General features: G+C 69.5%; 15 protein-coding genes. 10 read left to right on the top strand and 5 right to left on the bottom strand.

Translation table 11 applies throughout. From position 1 onward, the window contains the following. The first annotated feature begins 31 nt into the window (after positions 1–31). Both ACWEF6_RS23105 and ACWEF6_RS23100 read left to right on the top strand, forming a co-directional pair. On the top strand, positions 32–541 hold the full coding sequence (locus ACWEF6_RS23105; protein ID WP_449684844.1) for a SixA phosphatase family protein: 510 nt from the start codon (positions 32–34) through the stop codon (positions 539–541). 94 nt (positions 542–635) lie between these two features. Then, positions 636–1,937 carry an alginate lyase family protein gene (locus ACWEF6_RS23100; protein ID WP_449684843.1) on the top strand — a complete coding sequence of 434 codons (1,302 nt, stop codon included), beginning with the start codon at positions 636–638 and terminating at the stop codon, positions 1,935–1,937. Positions 1,938–2,000: 63 nt separating this feature from the next. Here the strand turns inward: ACWEF6_RS23100 and ACWEF6_RS23095 are convergent, their stop codons facing one another. The 3 genes from ACWEF6_RS23095 to ACWEF6_RS23085 all read right to left on the bottom strand — a co-directional run bounded on the left by ACWEF6_RS23095 (position 2,001) and on the right by ACWEF6_RS23085 (position 3,685). Then, a complete protein-coding gene (locus tag ACWEF6_RS23095; protein WP_310968028.1) occupies positions 2,001–2,717 on the bottom strand; it encodes a S1 family peptidase in 717 nt (238 codons plus the stop codon). Positions 2,718–2,925: 208 nt separating this feature from the next. Further along, a complete protein-coding gene (locus tag ACWEF6_RS23090) occupies positions 2,926–3,297 on the bottom strand; it encodes a hypothetical protein (RefSeq protein ID WP_449684858.1) in 372 nt (123 codons plus the stop codon). Positions 3,298–3,319: 22 nt separating this feature from the next. Then, a complete protein-coding gene (locus ACWEF6_RS23085; protein ID WP_449684842.1) occupies positions 3,320–3,685 on the bottom strand; it encodes a hypothetical protein in 366 nt (121 codons plus the stop codon). Between the two features lie 446 nt (positions 3,686–4,131). Between ACWEF6_RS23085 and lanKC the strand changes: the two genes are divergently transcribed. Then, complete coding sequence (gene lanKC, locus ACWEF6_RS23080; protein ID WP_449684841.1) at positions 4,132–6,696, top strand: class III lanthionine synthetase LanKC; 2,565 nt, start codon at positions 4,132–4,134, stop codon at positions 6,694–6,696. A 697-nt stretch (positions 6,697–7,393) separates the two neighbouring features. Here lanKC and ACWEF6_RS23075 read toward each other — a convergent pair. Together ACWEF6_RS23075 and ACWEF6_RS23070 are read right to left on the bottom strand one after the other, a co-directional pair. Next, complete coding sequence (locus ACWEF6_RS23075) at positions 7,394–7,807, bottom strand: acyl-CoA thioesterase (protein WP_449684840.1); 414 nt, start codon at positions 7,805–7,807, stop codon at positions 7,394–7,396. Continuing rightward, a complete protein-coding gene (locus ACWEF6_RS23070) occupies positions 7,801–9,033 on the bottom strand; it encodes a hydroxyacid-oxoacid transhydrogenase (RefSeq protein ID WP_449684839.1) in 1,233 nt (410 codons plus the stop codon). The genes ACWEF6_RS23075 and ACWEF6_RS23070 overlap by 7 nt, the downstream gene beginning before the upstream one ends. 183 nt (positions 9,034–9,216) lie before the next feature. Between ACWEF6_RS23070 and ACWEF6_RS23065 the strand changes: the two genes are divergently transcribed. From ACWEF6_RS23065 to ACWEF6_RS23035, 7 genes are all read left to right on the top strand, one after another. After that, the gene (locus tag ACWEF6_RS23065) at positions 9,217–10,875 is read left to right on the top strand and encodes a thiamine pyrophosphate-binding protein (RefSeq protein ID WP_310968495.1); all 1,659 of its coding nucleotides are present in this window, start codon (positions 9,217–9,219) and stop codon (positions 10,873–10,875) included. Between the two features lie 213 nt (positions 10,876–11,088). Further along, positions 11,089–11,259, top strand: coding sequence for a hypothetical protein (locus ACWEF6_RS23060; RefSeq protein WP_310968024.1), 171 nt, complete (start codon positions 11,089–11,091; stop codon positions 11,257–11,259). A gap of 206 nt (positions 11,260–11,465) precedes the next feature. Continuing rightward, on the top strand, positions 11,466–11,669 hold the full coding sequence (locus ACWEF6_RS23055) for a cold-shock protein (RefSeq protein WP_004563013.1): 204 nt from the start codon (positions 11,466–11,468) through the stop codon (positions 11,667–11,669). 64 nt (positions 11,670–11,733) lie between these two features. Next, positions 11,734–11,958 (top strand): heavy-metal-associated domain-containing protein, encoded by a 225-nt coding sequence (locus ACWEF6_RS23050; RefSeq protein ID WP_449684838.1) that lies wholly within the window; start codon positions 11,734–11,736, stop codon positions 11,956–11,958. Between the two features lie 220 nt (positions 11,959–12,178). Further along, positions 12,179–13,213 carry an ATP-NAD kinase family protein gene (locus tag ACWEF6_RS23045; protein WP_449684837.1) on the top strand — a complete coding sequence of 345 codons (1,035 nt, stop codon included), beginning with the start codon at positions 12,179–12,181 and terminating at the stop codon, positions 13,211–13,213. Next, positions 13,210–13,950 carry a thiamine pyrophosphate-dependent enzyme gene (locus ACWEF6_RS23040; RefSeq protein ID WP_449684836.1) on the top strand — a complete coding sequence of 247 codons (741 nt, stop codon included), beginning with the start codon at positions 13,210–13,212 and terminating at the stop codon, positions 13,948–13,950. Before ACWEF6_RS23045 ends, ACWEF6_RS23040 begins: the two co-directional genes overlap by 4 nt. A 97-nt stretch (positions 13,951–14,047) precedes the next feature. Further along, positions 14,048–15,310, top strand: a complete 1,263-nt coding sequence (locus tag ACWEF6_RS23035; RefSeq protein WP_449684835.1) for a GAF domain-containing protein — start codon at positions 14,048–14,050, stop codon at positions 15,308–15,310. Positions 15,311–15,324: the final 14 nt, after the last annotated feature.

Raw genomic sequence — 15,324 nt, 5'->3', positions numbered from 1 at the left:
TCCAGGGCCCTTCGCCGTTAGGGTGGCGGGCATGGACGCGACCAGGTGGCTCATCGTGGTCCGGCACGCGAAGTCGGACTGGTCGGAGGGCCTGCCCGACCACGAGCGGCCGCTGGCGTCGCGCGGTCTCCGTGACGCGCCGCGGCTCGGGCGGTGGCTCGCGGTGGAGGGGCACGTGCCCGAGCTGGTCGTCTGCTCCACCGCGCGTCGCACGCGGGAAACCTGGCGGCACGTGAGCGGCGAACTGCCCGCGCCGCCACCCGTCGAGTACGACGAAGATCTCTACGGCGCCGACGTCCCCGAGTTTCTGAACGCCGTTCGCCGGACGCCGGCCGACGTCACCAGGCTCGCGCTCGTTTCGCACGAGCCCGGCGTCAGCGACCTGACCCTGCACCTGGCCGGTCTCGGCGAAGAGACGTCGGCAATCCAGACCAAGTTCCCCACCGGGGCCGCGGCCGTGCTCGCGACGACGGATCCCTGGGACGCGCTCCGCACCGCCCGGCTCGTCGCCTTCTTCCGGCCGCGCGACTTCGCCGGCTGACTTGGTCTGAACCAGGCATTGCTTCGTTCGCGTTCACATGCGTACGCTCCATTCACTCACAGGTCTGTTGTTCATATTTGTGAATGGAGCGGACATGGTTTTCCGCCACACCGTCGTGGCCGCGCTCGCTGCGCTCGGCCTCGTCGCTTCTTTCGCCGCGCCGGCCGAGGCCGCGTCGCGACCCACCGGCTGCACCGTCCCGATCATCGGGCCGGTGTGCGCACCCGCGACCGCCGTCCTCGACGGCCAGCAGCTGCTTCGCACGAAGTTCGCCGCGCTCGTCGGCGAAAAGACGTCCCGTACGGCACTGAACAACCTGCTGACGGCGGCCAAGGCCGACCTGAAGGCGGGGCCATGGAGCGTGACTTCGAAGAAACAGGTCCCGCCCAGCGGGGACAAGCACGACTACCTCAGCCTGGCGCCGTACTGGTGGCCGACGACGGAGCCGACCGCGGAGAACCCGTGGGGCTGCCCGTTCGTGCAGCGTGACGGCCAGCGCAACCCGATCGTCGACGAGATCACCGACCACGCCTACCGCGGCGAGGCGTTCGCCGCGATCTACCGGCTGGCGCTCGCCTGGTACTACACAGGCGACGCGCGGTACGCCCAGCGCGCGTCGCTCGACCTGCGCACGTGGTTCCTCGACGCGGCCACGAAGATGAACCCGAACATGAACTTCGCCCAGGGCATCCCGTGCAAGGTGGACGGCCGCGGCATCGGCATCATCGAGTTCTCCTACACGCTGAGCCAGGTCGTCGACGCCACCGCGATCCTGGCCACCGGCGCGCCGGGCTGGACGAAGACCGACCAGGCCGGCATGACCGGCTGGTACACGCAGTTCCTGGACTGGCTGCGCACCAGCAAGAACGGGACCGACGAGGCGAAGGCCCAGAACAACCACGGCAGCTTCTACGACATGCTCGCCGCGGCCCTCGCCCTCGGCACGGGCCAGCGGGACCTGGCGGCGTCCATCGCGCGGGACGCCGGGCCGAAGCGGATCGCGCCGCAGATCCAGGCCGACGGCCTGCAGCCGCAGGAGACGAGCCGGACCCGCAGCTGGCACTACTCGGCGTTCAACCTGGTCGCGCTGACGCGGCTCGCGCAGATCGGCACGCACGTCGGCGTCGACCTGTGGCACTACACGGCACCGAGCGGCGCGACGCTGTTCGGCGCGGTCGACTTCCTGATCCCGGGAGCGACGCAGGGGCAGCAGGCGTGGCCGTACCCCGAGCTGGACTTCCGGCCGTACGCGGCACTGGACGTCCTCCACGCGGCGGCCGACGCGGGCGATCGCGCCGCACGCACGGCGTTGCCGCGGGTCCCGGTGGAGCCGGGCGGCGACCTCTACCCGGTGCGGCCGGCCGCGGAACAGCTCGACGACATTTCCACGTCGTGAGGTCGTGACGCCGTGACGGGAAAGGGCCCGGCCATTTGCGGCCGGACCCTTTCCTGTCGGGAATCAGACGCCGGCGACCTGCGAAATCCAGCTGCGATAACGCGTGATGTTCGTGTAGGCGGTGTTGTTCGACCGGTCACTGGTCGACGCGACACCGACCTGACGGCCGGAGGCGAACATCGGGCCACCGGAGTCCCCGCCGGCAGTGATGCCGTTGACGCGGTTCGCGCACACGGCGACGCCACCGGTGTAGTCGCTACAGCCGATCGAGTTCACCCGCACGGTCGCGACCTTGAGGTAGCGCGACTGGCAGTTGATCTCGGAGCCGCACTGGCTCGTCGCGCCCCAGCCGTAGACCGAGACGTTCTGCCCGACCGAGACGTCACCGACGCTGCCGAGCGGCGAGTAGGTGGCGTTCACCGAGGTGGTGAGCCGGACGATCGCCAGGTCGGCGGAGCCGGGGTAGCGCGTGATGGTGGAGCCGGTGGCCATCGTCCCGCCGCTCGACTGGTCCAGGCTGCCGATGCGGAACGTGTAGGTGCCGGAGCTGCTGACGCAGTGCTTGGCGGTGAGGATGTACTGCGGGGCGATGATCGTCGCGGTGCAGTTCTGCTGGCCGTTGACGAACAGCCGGGCCGCCCAGGGCCCGCTGGTGGCGGTGCTGCCGCCGATGATCGACGGCTGGGCCTGCGGGGTGCTGTCGGCGGCCGCCGGACCGCCGAGACCGACGACGGCCAGTGCGGTGCTCGCGGCCAGCAGGACGAACTTGCCGAATTTCACGCTCACTCCTTTTCACGCGGGGGGAGAACCGCGTGGGGAAAGCCGGTGGGGACCGAACTCGAAGATTGTCCGAGTTTCCGGCGAATGTCCGGAACCGACGAAAGTCGCCGGTCGAATCCGTATTTATTTCCCGGAGTGGGCTACGTGCAGTACCCGTACTGTTCCGCGCGCTTGAGTGGCGTCCTTGGCCCTTGGTCCTCGGCCGGCTTCAGGCGGCGACGTTCACCGGGGCGGTCTTCCGCAGCCAGTACAGCCCGACGATCGGCAGGACCAGCGGGATGAAGAGGTAACCCTCGCCGTAGACGGACCAGACGGTCGGGTGCCGGAAGGCGGCGGCGTCGACGAGGCTCAGCGTGCCGATGGTCAGCACGCCCAGCAGTTCGACGGAGCAGGCGACGAGGGCCACCCGCCACCAGCCGTCCCCGCGCCGGGCCAGCGCGATGGTCGCGACGATGTAGACGACCGCGGCGAACGCCGACAGCAGGTAGGCGAGCGGGGCTTCGTGGAACTTCGTGCCGATCTGGACGCCGGCCCGCGACGTCGCGGCCAGCGCGAAGATCGCGTACACGGCGACGAGCACCCGTCCGGGGCCGCTGGCCGTCTTACGCTGTTGCTCCACTCCACACCTCGTTCAGTCGCAGCACCATCACCGGGACGGCCAAGCAGGCAATACCGAGCACGGCGGTACTCGACCGGCTCCGCTCGGCCAGCGCCCAGGCGGCGCCCACGGGCAGCACGACCAGGCAGCCGATCAGGTAGGCCAGGTAGGTCGCCAGGCTGCCGGGCCGGTCGCCACTGGCGAGCAGCACGATCCCGATCACCAGTTGAACGACCAGCAGCAGCTCGAGGACCGCGAGCGCGATCAGAAGCGGGTTGTCCGGAAGCCGGTTCCGAGCCGACTGGACGAAGCTCCACAGCGCGACGACCGTGGCAGCCACGGCGACCGCCACGGCGAATCCGAAGATCACCCGTTCCTCCTTCCGGTCCGCGGCCGTCAACTTACTCCGTGGTACCGGCGGGGTCGGCTGCCGAGGTGCCGCGGGCGTGGCGTGGACCACCCGCGGTGCTCCTGCGTCCAAAGTGTTCCCGACGTGTTCGGCCCCTATCGCGAAAATCAATCACGAAGCGGCGTTGATGGCATTCTGCCAATTCGGCGGAGGATTTGGAGCTGCCCTTCGGCGGACCTGCGGAAACGCCGGAAAGATCTTCACGTTAGGCCACTATCGTGTGGCGACCGGACTGGACAAAATCACCCTGGGTTCGTCTACCGGCTGGTAGACGTCCTTTTTGCCTACCTCGGATAGCCCAGTTGAACCGCCGGGTTGGCGGATTGGCCCAGAGCTGCCCGGCATGGGGGAATATTCTTCGTCCCGGGACCGTGGTGTCCAGGGGATCGCACGGAGGGGTATCTCGGATGGACCTGCGCTACGAAGCATTTTGCTTCGCCGACCCGTTGTTCTACGACGAACAGCAGGAAAACGGCGCGCCGGCCGAGAATTTCACCACGATGTTCCGGGCGCCGGACACCGGTTGGGTGACCACCGACCGTGGAGTGTGGCGCACGGTGCACCCGGCGGGCCACATCCTTCCGGCTCAGGGCTGGCAGATCCACGTATCCGCCGGCCTGGACAACGCCGGCCGGCTACTCGCGCACGTCTACGAGTCCTGTGCCGAGCACGCCGTCGCCTACAAGCACCTCCGCTCACTGCTGACTCTGCTCGCGCGGAATTCGAAATACGCACTCGGCGACAGCGGCATCGAGCTGGCTACCATTTATCCAGTCGACCACAACGAACTGGAGCGAGTCCTCGCGGACCTGTCAACACGGCTGGACGGCGAGCACTGCCCCGGTATTCCGAGCGGCTTGCGGTTCGGCGACGGTCCCCTCTACGTGCGTTACGGCGGATTCGCCGACCAGTGGGTGGAACACAACGGCAACCGAGTCCCGGCAGTCCGGAAGCCGGACGGCCGGCTGGTTCCGGAGAAGCGCGAGCCGACGTTCTCTGTGCCCGACTGGGTCAAGCTGCCGCCCTGTTTGCGAAGCAGCATGCCAACACGCCAAGGAGGTGCCGCGGCCCGATTCCCCTACCGCATGGTGAAGCCGCTGCACGTCTCGAACGGCGGCGGCACCTACCTCGCCGACCCGAAGGCGGGAGGCGACCAGGTCATCCTCAAGGAGGCCCGCCCGCACGCGGGGCTCGACGAGGCCCGCATCGACGCCGTCGAGCGGCTGCGACGAGAGCACGAGATGCTCGGTCGGCTCGCTGGCATCCCCGGTGTGCCGCGGGTCGTCGAGCAGTTCGCCGTCTCGGAGCGCCACTACCTGGCCACGGAGTACCTGCCGGGTATCTCGCTGACCAGCTGGCTGCCCCGCAATTACCCGCTGACCAGGAGCAAAACGACAACCGCCGAGCTCGCCGCCTACGCGGGGAGCGCGCTGGACATCGTCGCGCGAGTGGAGAAGGCGATCGCGGAAGTCCACGCCCGCGGCATCGTCGTAGGCGACCTGCATCCCGCGAACATCCTGATCGACGAGGACGACCACCACCGCATCTCCCTGACCGACTTCGGGTCGTCATTCGACGCCGAAGTCGATGGTCGCCCGGCCCTGGGCACACCCGGCTTCCGTGCTCCAGTCGACTGCACTGGGTTCGAGGTCGACGAGCACGCGCTGGCAGCGTTGCGGCTGTGGTTGTTTCTGCCGCTGTTGCCGCTGGCGGAGCTCGCTCCGATGAAGCTGCGCCGGATCGCTGACTTCGTAGAACACCGGTTCGCGCTGCCCGAGGGGTACGCCGACGCCGCAGTCGCGGTGCTGGCCCCGTGTGATGTCCCCGCGGAGCCCGCACCGGTCCAAACCGAGCTCGACCACGACAAACCGGACTGGCCGCTCGTCCGCAAGCAGATGACCGAGGCGATCCTGGCCAGCGCCACCCCGTCGCGCCAGGACCGGCTGTTCCCCGGCGACATCGAACAGTTCTCCGTCGGCGGTGCGTGCTTCGGTGTCGGTGCCGCCGGCGTGCTGCACGCCCTCGACGTCGCCGGCGCCGGCCGCTTCCCCGAGCACGAACGCTGGCTGATCGACGCAGTCCGTCGTGAGCCGCCGACCCGGCCCGGGTTCTACGACGGTAGCTCCGGCATCGCCTACGTGCTCGAGAACTTCGGCTATCACGACCAAGCCGGCAAGCTGCTGGCGTCGTCCGCGCGGCTCGTTGAGCAGACGAGCGATCACTCCCTGGAAAGCGGCCTGGCCGGCATCGGGCTGACCATGTTGCACTTCGCGACGGTTCGCCAGGACAACGAGTACGGCCGCCAAGCGCTGGCAACGGCCGTCCGGCTGGCCGAGGCGCTTGAGACTGCGGCGCCGCCCGGCAACTCGGCTCGCGCCGGCCTGCTGTCCGGTTGGGCCGGGCCGGCACTGCTGTTCATCCGGCTCTTCGAGCGCACCGGCGAGTCGGCGTGGCTCTCGTTCGCCGACCAGGCGCTATGCCGCGACCTCGAGGAATGCATCGAGGCGGACGACGGCTCGCTGCAGGTCCGAGACGGCGTCGCCCGGACACTGCCTCACCTCGGCGTCGGCAGCGCAGGGATCCTTGTGGTCGCCGAGCAGTTGGCGCGGCACCGGCCGGACGCAGAGGCCCGTGACAGCCTTCCCGCCTTGCGCGAGGCGTGCCTCGGCGAGTTCGTCGTCCACCCAGGCCTGCTCAACGGCCGTTGCGGGTTGGCGGTCGCCCTGGCTGCCAGCGCGGACGCGGAGCTGCCGGGCCGCGCGGCCGCGATCGATCGGCAACTGGCGTGGCTGGGTTGGTACGCGGTGCCGTACAAGGGCGGCCTCGCGTTCCCTGGCAACCGGTTGCTACGCCTCTCGATGGATGTCAAGACCGGCGGGGCCGGGATCCTTCTTTCCCTTGCTTCGCTCTTTGACGGCAAGGAGGTGCTGCCCTTCTTGGGCGGCACACCCTCTTCGGGTACTGGTCGCTGAGCGGAACCGCCGCGACCGCCGAGCCAGGTCGCAGAGCCACTCGCGGTCCTTGGCCTGCGCCGTGATTGTTGGTGCAGACAGCCGGCCTCCCCGTGTCGGGAGGCGGCTGACTGCGGTAGTGGTGCGGTCCGCCGGCGGGGCGCCTTCCGGCGGCGGACCGCAACCACTACCAGGCCGTTGCGGTGGGGATTTCAGTCGTCGGCGGGGCGCCTGCCGGCGACAACTCCGTCGTCTCCACCTGGCCACAAAGGCGGTGGCGCGTCCGCTCCCGGGGCGTCTGCCGGAAGCGGACGCGCGACCACCACTTTTGGCCCACTTCTGTGTTCGGGTGCCGTGACCGTCGCAGGGACGCCTGCCGGCGACGGGTCCGGGACCACTTTCGAGCCGTCGGCTCACCACTCTGCCGCCGCAACCGGATCGACGCCTAGGTCGCCATCCGTGTTACTAGCCGATCCGGTGAGGAAACAGCTCGTCCACTGTGGACCGATCTCATGCGCTTTCCAGCCTATCGCCGTCGAGGGGGTGCGGAACCCCTCGTGGTGAATCTGTGGACAACTCGCCGATGATCGGTGGCCCTGTGGACAACTCGGGTCGATCGCCCGTTTCTGTCGGAGCCGTCGTGCATGATCGAAAGCGCAAGAAGATACGGCCTGGAACCAGCATCGTCGAAGGGAGGTGAAACGAACGGCGGTGCGTGTCATCCAGGCTGCAGTGCCTCCAACGCCTCGCGCAGCTTACCGGAGACCGGCGTCGGCCGGCGGGACTCGCGGTCCACGAAGACGTGCACGAAGTGCCCTTCGGCGACCAAGGACTCGTCGGCTGTGTACATCCCGATTTCGTAGCGGACGCTGGACTTCCCGAGGTGCGCGACCCGCAATCCGACCCTCAACGAACCAGGAAAGGACACCGATGCGTGATACCCGCAGTGCGACTCGACGCACAGCCCGATCACCGCCCCGGCTTGGATGTCGAGGCCTCCTTGCTCGATGAGCCAGGTGTTGATCACAGTGTCCATCAGCGAGTAGTGGACGACGTTGTTCACGTGCCCGTAGACGTCGTTGTCCTTCCAGCGCAACGGAACCGTCTGCCAGTGCGGGTACTCGCTCACCACAGCGACACCGACTCGCGCAGGATGCCCGACAGGTCGTCGGCGGATGCCTCTCGTGGCGCGGTGGCCAGCAGACGCTGCTGCTTGAGCGTTCCCTCGACGAGGGAGTCCACATCGGACTCCGTGTAACCCACGGCACCGATGCCGTCCGGGATGCCGATCTGGCGCATCAGGTCGATCAGCACCGCGGGCAGGTGGTCGGCGAAGTCGCCGGGCCACTCGAAGTCGGGCGCCAGCAAGCGTGCGACCCGCAGGTGGCGGTCCGGGGCTGCGTCGAAGGTGAAGCGGAATGCGGCGGGCGCGGTCAGCGAGACAGCCATACCGTGCGGGACCATGGGTTCTTCGCCCGGGTACCCGTCCGGGTGGAAATCCCTGACCTGGCCGGCGATCGGGTAGGCGTTCGCGTGCGGGATGTGCACGCCGGCGTTGCCGAAGCCGAGGCCGGCGAACGTCGCGGCCAAGGCCATGGCTTCGCGGGCCTTGAGGTCGGAACCGTCGCGCACGGCGGCCGGGAGGGCCCACGACAGCAGCCGGAGGGACTGCTCGGCGAACATGTCGGCCAGCGGGTTCGAGCCGCAGTACGGCACGCGCTGCTCCGGGCGCTTGCGGTCGAACTCGGTGTACGGCTTGGCGGTGTAACTCTCTGCCGCGTGGCAGAGGATGTCCATGCCGCTGGCGGCCGTCACACCGGGTGGCTGGCTGACCGTGAGCCGCGGGTCGACGACCGCCAGGGTCGGGCGCAGCCGCAGGTGGCTGATTCCGCTCTTGACGCGCAGGGACAGGACGTCCAGGACGCAGACCGTGGTGCTCTCCGAGCCCGTACCGGTGGTGGTGGGGACCGCCACCAAGGGCTTGAGCGGCTGGGCCGGTGCGCGGCCGCCGCCGACGGGGGCGTTGACGTAGTCCATCAGGTCGCCGTCGTTGCTCGTCAGGAGGTTGGCCGCCTTGGCGGTGTCGATGGCCGACCCCCCGCCGACGGCGACGAAGGCGTCGTATGGACCCGTTCCGCGGGCGAAGTCAACCGCCTTCTGCATGCTGACATCGGTGGGTTCGACGTGTACGCCGTCGAAGATCTCGGTCTCGATGCCGTAGCCCGCGATGCCGTCGGCTACGCGGCGGGGCCAGCCTGTCGCGGCCACCTGCGGATCCGTCACCACGAGCACGCGGTGGGCGCCGTACTGGGTGAGGTCGTAGCCGATCTCGTCGCTGGCGCCGGTGCCGTACTTCAACGCCGGTGCGCCATAAGTAAAAACAGTTTCATGTTCGGTTGCGGCCAAGTCGGTGGTCCTCGCTCCCTTGATCGGCTTGCAGTCGGTCAAAGCGGACATTCGGCCTATCCTTGTCCGGTTTCGGTGAAGATCACTTGACTGCACTGAACGGTGCCCGCCTAAGCTCTCCTCATTAGATACCAACTGGGAGCGACCGTCGCCCAGACGGCCGTGCGGATCCTGACCGAGGCGCGTGTCCGCCGCGTGTACGCGGTGGTCGGTGAGTCGTTCCTGGAACTGCTCGACGCCCTGCAGCGGGAGCGGGAGATCACACTGGTCTCGGCGCGCCACGATGCAGGCGCGGCGTTCATGGCGGAGGCCGAAGGGAAGCTCACCGAACGTCCTGCTGTGCTGCTCGCGAGCCGGGGACCGAGTGCGGCGAGCCTGGCCATCGGCGTCCAAACGGCGTACCAGGACGAGACGCCGATGGTCGTGCTGCTGGAGACGCCGGCGACTGAGCCGGTGTGGTCGTCTTCGGGGGAGCTGCCGACGTCGGACCTCACGGCCATGTTCGAGTCGATCGCCAAGTCGACATTGCGGGTGACCGACCCGGACGGGCTGCCGGGGCTGCTCGCGCACGCGCTGACGACGTCGCAGGAAGGGCGGCCGGGGCCGGTCGTGCTCGGTGTGCCCTGCGACATCTGGGGGATGCCCTACGACGCGGCGAAGCCGATGGCGCGGGTGCGGCCGCCGGCGTCCGGGACGCTGGGCCGTTCGGCTGACGCCGTGGCGCAGCTGGTGGACGAGGCGAAATATCCCGTGGTCATCGTCGGCGGGCGGGCGCGGTCGGCGCGGGACGAGCTGATCGCCGTCGCCGATGAGCTTGCGCTGCCCGTCTACAACGCCTTCCGGCGGCAGGACGCCTTCCCGGAAAACCACGCCCGGTACGCCGGTCACCTGGGGCTGGGCATCCCGGCGCGGCAGCTGGACGCGCTCGAGCGCGCGGACCTCGTGCTCGCGCTCGGCACCCAGCTCGACGAGGTGACCACCCAGGCCTACCGCTACCCGACGGCGCAGCAGACACTGGTCATGGTCGGCACCGGCATCGACGTCAGCCCGAAGCGGCGGGGACTCACCTTCCGCGTCGACTCCGAGGTCGAACCGTTCCTGCGGGAGCTGCGGGAGGTGGCGTCGCCGCGGACGCGGCGGGCCTCGGCGGCGAACGCGGCCGTCCACACCTTCATGACCCCGCCCGACACCAGTGGGAACACGCGGGTGCACCCCGTGGACGTCGTCCGCGCGCTGCGGAAGCTCGCGCCCGAGGACACCATCGTGACCAGCGACGCCGGCAACTTCGCGCAGTTCATGCACCGCTACTGGTGCTTCACCGCGCCGCGCAGCCAGCTCGGTCCGAGCAACGCCGCCATGGGCTACGCCGTTCCGGCCGCCGTCGCGGCGAAACTGGCCGAGCCGCGGCGGACCGTCGTGGCCATGGTCGGGGACGCCGGGACGCTCATGACCGGCCAGGAGATCGAAACGGCCGTCCGGTACCGGGCGCCGGTCATGGTGGTCGTCTTCCAGAACGGCGTCCACGGCGCGCTTGCCATGCATCAGGCACGCACCTACGGCCGGCTCACCGGGGTCTCCATCCCGCTGACCGACTTCGCTTCGTGGGCGCGTGGGCTGGGCGCGGCCGGGTACACCGTGGACGATCGTGAAGAGCTCGAGCCGATCATCGCCAGCGCTCTGGTGCGGCAGCGGCCGTGCGTCATCGACGTGCGGACGGACCCCGATGTCGTGACCCCGGACGTGCGGCTCTCGGCTCTGCTCGGGCAGGCTCGTCCGCAACCTCCCGCCCAGTAACGGTTTTGCTCTGTTTCGTTCCGGAAAAGCTGGGAATGTCGTGTGGTAGCAGGGCGTTGGCTCGGGTAGCCTGACGGTGTTCCGGTGGTGGTTCGCCGCTGAACCTTCCCGGCCGGGTCCCGGCGGGAGACAACCGGTTTCTGTCGGTGCCGCATGGCACCATCACGGTCATGACCCGCGCCGAAGCGGGCAGGGAACGAGGGGAGTTTCGACGTGACCGATCACCAGCACGCATCCGAACCGCGGAAGTCCTCCGGCGTCGTACCGGTGCTGTTCAGCGCCAGCTCAGAGGCCCATGACGACGCCGTGGTCGCCGCCGATCGGGACGCCGCCTGGCGCTCGCCGTTCGCCACCGAGGGGCTTCGCCCGGCGAGTGGCGAATAGCTCACCCCGCCCGGGTGAAGACTGCTTGTCCGCCCTGGTCAAGGTGTGCTTTACTGCTTATGGTCTCGACTTTTGTGTTCGTGATGAGTCACGCTCGCAGAATTCAGCGGGCGTAGTGTCTCCTCGCCGAGGAAGCAAACCGTCCGGGTGCTGACCCGGGTCGCCGAAGTGGCTTCCTGTTTTGGTGTTACACATGGAGATTTTTGATGACTCAGGGCACTGTGAAGTGGTTCAACTCCGAGAAGGGGTTCGGCTTCATCACCCCCGACAACGGTGGCGGCGACGTCTTCGTTCACTACAGCGAGATCCAGGGTAACGGCTTCCGTACCCTCGAGGAGAACGCTCGCGTCGAGTTCGAGATCGGCCAGGGCCAGAAGGGCCCGCAGGCCACGTCGGTCACCGTGATCTGACTTTGATCTTGGGAAAGGGCCGTCACCCGTTCGAGGTGGCGGCCCTTTTCGTACGCTGCGCACCATGATCGAGCACGGTTACACCGTTTCCAGCATGAACTGCGGCCACTGCGCCCAGTCGGTGACCGAAGAAATCGCGGCGCTGCCCGGAGTGGCCGAAGTGGACGTCGACGTCGCGGCCGGCCGAGTGCTCGTGCGAGCGGAAACCGCGCTGGCCGAGGACGACGTCCGGGCTGCTGTCCGCGAGGCGGGCTTCACCTACGAAGGCGTCGCCGACCTGGTCCGGTAGCCCGTTGCCGGGACCCACCTGCGGTTGGTTCTTACCCGCCCGTCGCTCCGGGTAGGACTGTCCACTGAAGATCACTGGGTGAGACGCGCAGTGTGATCTCCGTCGCTTCGGCCGCGTGCCCGCGCTAAGACTGCACCACCAGCACTGCAACGCCCTGCAACCCTTCCGCTCCGCCCGATCGCGGAGTCTCCTGTTCTCCGGTGACAGAACGGGAGGTCAGGTGGGTGAAACGGTGGCGGGGATCGTCGCGAACCCCGCTTCGGGGCGGGACATCCGCCGGCTGGTCGCGCAGGCGTCGGTGTTCCCCACCGCGGAGAAGGCGAACATGGTCCAGCGGCTGCTGGCGGCGTTCGCTGTCACCGGGCTCGACCGGGCCCTTGTCTCGACCGACCTCGGCGGCATCTCCGCCGCGGTCCTGCGTGCCCTCGGGCGCGGTGGCTCCTGGCCGAAGGTCGACTTCTGTGAGGACGACGCTCTCACCGGCACCGCCGCGGACACGACGAACGCCGTGCGCCGCATGGTCGAGGCCGGTGCCGGGGTCATCGTCGTCCTCGGCGGAGACGGGACCGCCCGGGTTGCCGCCAAGGCTTGCGAAGACGTTCCGCTGCTTGCCCTCTCCACCGGGACCAACAACGTCTTCCCGCAGGTGCGGGAGGCGACCGTCGCCGGCCTGGCCGCGGGGTTGATCGCCACCGGGCAGATCGACCCGGACCTCGTCACCCATCGCGTCAGTGTGCTCGAAGTCGTCACCAAAGCCCGCAGGGAGATCGCGCTCGTCGACGTCTGCGTGTCGCTGAGCAGGCACATCGGGGCGCGGGCGCTGTGGGACCCGTCCTCACTCACCGAGCTGTACTGCACCTTCGCCGAGCCGGACGGAATCGGCCTCACGAGCGTTCCAGGCCAACTCTGTCCCAGCCCTCGGTCGAGCCCGGACGGTGTCGCGCTGCAGCTCGGGCCGGTCGGGGAGACGCCGTACGTCGTGCACGCGCCGATCGCACCCGGGCTCGTGCGGCCGGTCGGCGTGCGCGGGTGGGGGCTCCTCCGCCCCGGGGTGCGTGTCGAGCTCGCTGCGGCGGGCGGTGTCATCGCTCTCGACGGTGAACGCGAACTCGAACTCAAAACCGGTGAGAGCGCGTTCGTGGAGCTCAAACCAGACGGGCCTTGGGTCGTCGACGTCCGGGCCGCGATGGCGGAGGCGGCGCGAAAAGGGCTCCTGCGCACGGACACCGAACCGGGGAAGGAGCGCCGGAGATGACGGACGCCCTCCAGGGTGCGTATCGCGTGATGCGGACCATCCGGGCCGTCGAAGAGCAAGTCCGCGCGAGCGGGCACCCCTACGCCGGCGAGGAAGCCCTGGCCGCGGGCGTCTGCCTCCACCTCGACAGCCGTGACGCCATCGCGGGCACGCACCGCGGGCACGGGCACCGCATCGCCAAGGGCGTCGACGTCCGGGCCGTCCTGGCCGAGATCCGGCACGACCGGCTGCTCACGACGAACACGCGAGGCGGCGTCCCCCTGCTGATCTGCGGTGCCGCGATCGCCGCGAAACAGCAGGACCTCGGTGGCGTCGGCGTCGCCTTCCTCGGAGACGGCCCCGGCACGACGCTCGAGGCGCTGAACCTCGCGTCGGCCTGGCACCTCCCCGCCATCTTCGTCACCGAGGACACCGGTTACGCCGATCGGGTGGCCGGGCTCGGTGTGCCCGGGGTCGTCGTCGACGGATCCGACTTCTTCGCCGTGCACGAAGCGGCCGGAGAAGCGGTCGGCCGGGCCCGCGGCGGCGGTGGCCCGACGCTGATCGAGGCCGGCTTTCCCCGGCACGTCGGGGACTGCCTCCAGCGGTTCCGCACTCGCGTCACCGACAGCGGTGAGCTGCGCGAACAGGTCCTCGACGCGATCGACGCCGAAGTCGCCCGGCTCATCCAAGCCTCGATCTCCGCCCCGAAATCCGCCCCGGACGAGCTGGAGACCGACGTCTACGTCTCGTACTGACCGCACGAACGACCCGGGGAAACCGCGACGTGCGCCACCTACCGATCATCCGGCCGAAACGGCAGACTCCGAGGAGGCACAGCACTAGGAGCGGCGGTTGGGGCAGCGAGACCTCGAGGCGGCGTTGCCGGCCGGGGCGGATCCCCGGCGGCACGCCCGTGTCCTCGCGCAGGTGCACGAAGCGGCCCTGAACGGCCAGGCGCTGCCCAGCAAACTGCGCCCCGTCATCGGCGCGTCCTGGCAGCGGATGCGCCGGCTCGGCATGGACCCCGACAGCCGGGCCGCCGCGCCCGTCCTGAGCTTCGAGCAGCTGGAGACCCGTCGCCGCGCGAGCGGGCTGGCCGACGCGCTGCCGATCCTGCGCGGCGGCCTGATCAGCCTCGCCGAGCAAGCCGCGCACATCATGGTGATCGCCGACGCCGGTGGCGCCGTCCTCTGGCGGGACGGCAGCGCCGCGGTCCGCCGCCGCGCCGACCGGCTCGGGTTCGTCGAAGGCGTCGACTGGCAGGAGGAAGCCGTCGGCACCAATGCGATCGGCACCGCGCTCGTCGCGCGCAGCCCGATCCAGGTCTACTCGGCCGAACATTACGTCCGTGCTCAGCACTCCTGGACGTGCGCGGCCGCGCCCCTGCACGACCCGCGCGACGGCAGGCTGCTCGGCGTCGTCGACCTCTCCGGGCCGGCCTCGACCGTCCACGCGACGACGTTGGCGCTGGTCGACGCCGTCACGCGGCTCGCGGAAGCCCAGCTGCGCACCACCCACCGCACCGAACTGGAGAGACTGAGGGGCTTCGCCGTCCCTGTCCTCGCGAAGGTCGGCGGCCGCGCCATGGTGGCCGACGAACACGGCTGGGTCGCCGCGGCCGCCGGGCTCGCGCCGGTCGACCGCGTCGCGCTGCCCACCGGCCTCGGGCCCGGACGGGCCTGGCTGCCCGCGTACGGCGGCTGCTCGGTCGAGCCGGTCCCTGGCGGCTGGCTGCTCCGGCTGACCGAGAACGACGCCGCGCCGCCCACCCGCGTCGTGCTCGACGTCCGGTCGCCGCGCGAGCCCGAGCTCACCGTGGCCAGCGCGGCCGGGACCTGGACGCACCGGCTCAGCCCGCGCCACGCCGAAGTCCTCTACGTGCTGGCGAGCCGCCGCGACGGCCGGTCGGCGTCCGAGCTGTCGGCCGACCTCTTCGGCGACGCCGGCCGGACCGTCACCGTCCGAGCCGAAATGTCCCGGCTGCGACGGCACTTCGGCGGCATCCTCGGCGCGAAGCCGTACCGCTTCGCCGACGACGTCGAGGTCGTGGTGCGGCGGCCACCGGACCCCGAAGCCGTGCTGCCGCACTCGCTCGCCCCGGCCATCCGAGGCTGACTTCCCGGCGAAGC

It is taken from the genome of Amycolatopsis sp. NPDC004772, from assembly GCF_053601215.1.
Note: the sequence above shows the minus strand (reverse complement) of the source record. Positions and strands in the feature narration are given on the sequence as shown.

What these genes read in the sequence shown, in the direction of transcription:
- ACWEF6_RS23105 (WP_449684844.1), top strand. Translation starts at nt 32, where the DNA reads ATGGACGCGACCAGGTGGCTCATCGTGGTCCGGCACGCGAAGTCGGAC.
- ACWEF6_RS23100 (WP_449684843.1), top strand. Translation starts at nt 636, where the DNA reads ATGGTTTTCCGCCACACCGTCGTGGCCGCGCTCGCTGCGCTCGGCCTC.
- lanKC (WP_449684841.1), top strand. Translation starts at nt 4,132, where the DNA reads ATGGACCTGCGCTACGAAGCATTTTGCTTCGCCGACCCGTTGTTCTAC.
- ACWEF6_RS23055 (WP_004563013.1), top strand. Translation starts at nt 11,466, where the DNA reads ATGACTCAGGGCACTGTGAAGTGGTTCAACTCCGAGAAGGGGTTCGGC.
- ACWEF6_RS23050 (WP_449684838.1), top strand. Translation starts at nt 11,734, where the DNA reads ATGATCGAGCACGGTTACACCGTTTCCAGCATGAACTGCGGCCACTGC.
- ACWEF6_RS23040 (WP_449684836.1), top strand. Translation starts at nt 13,210, where the DNA reads ATGACGGACGCCCTCCAGGGTGCGTATCGCGTGATGCGGACCATCCGG.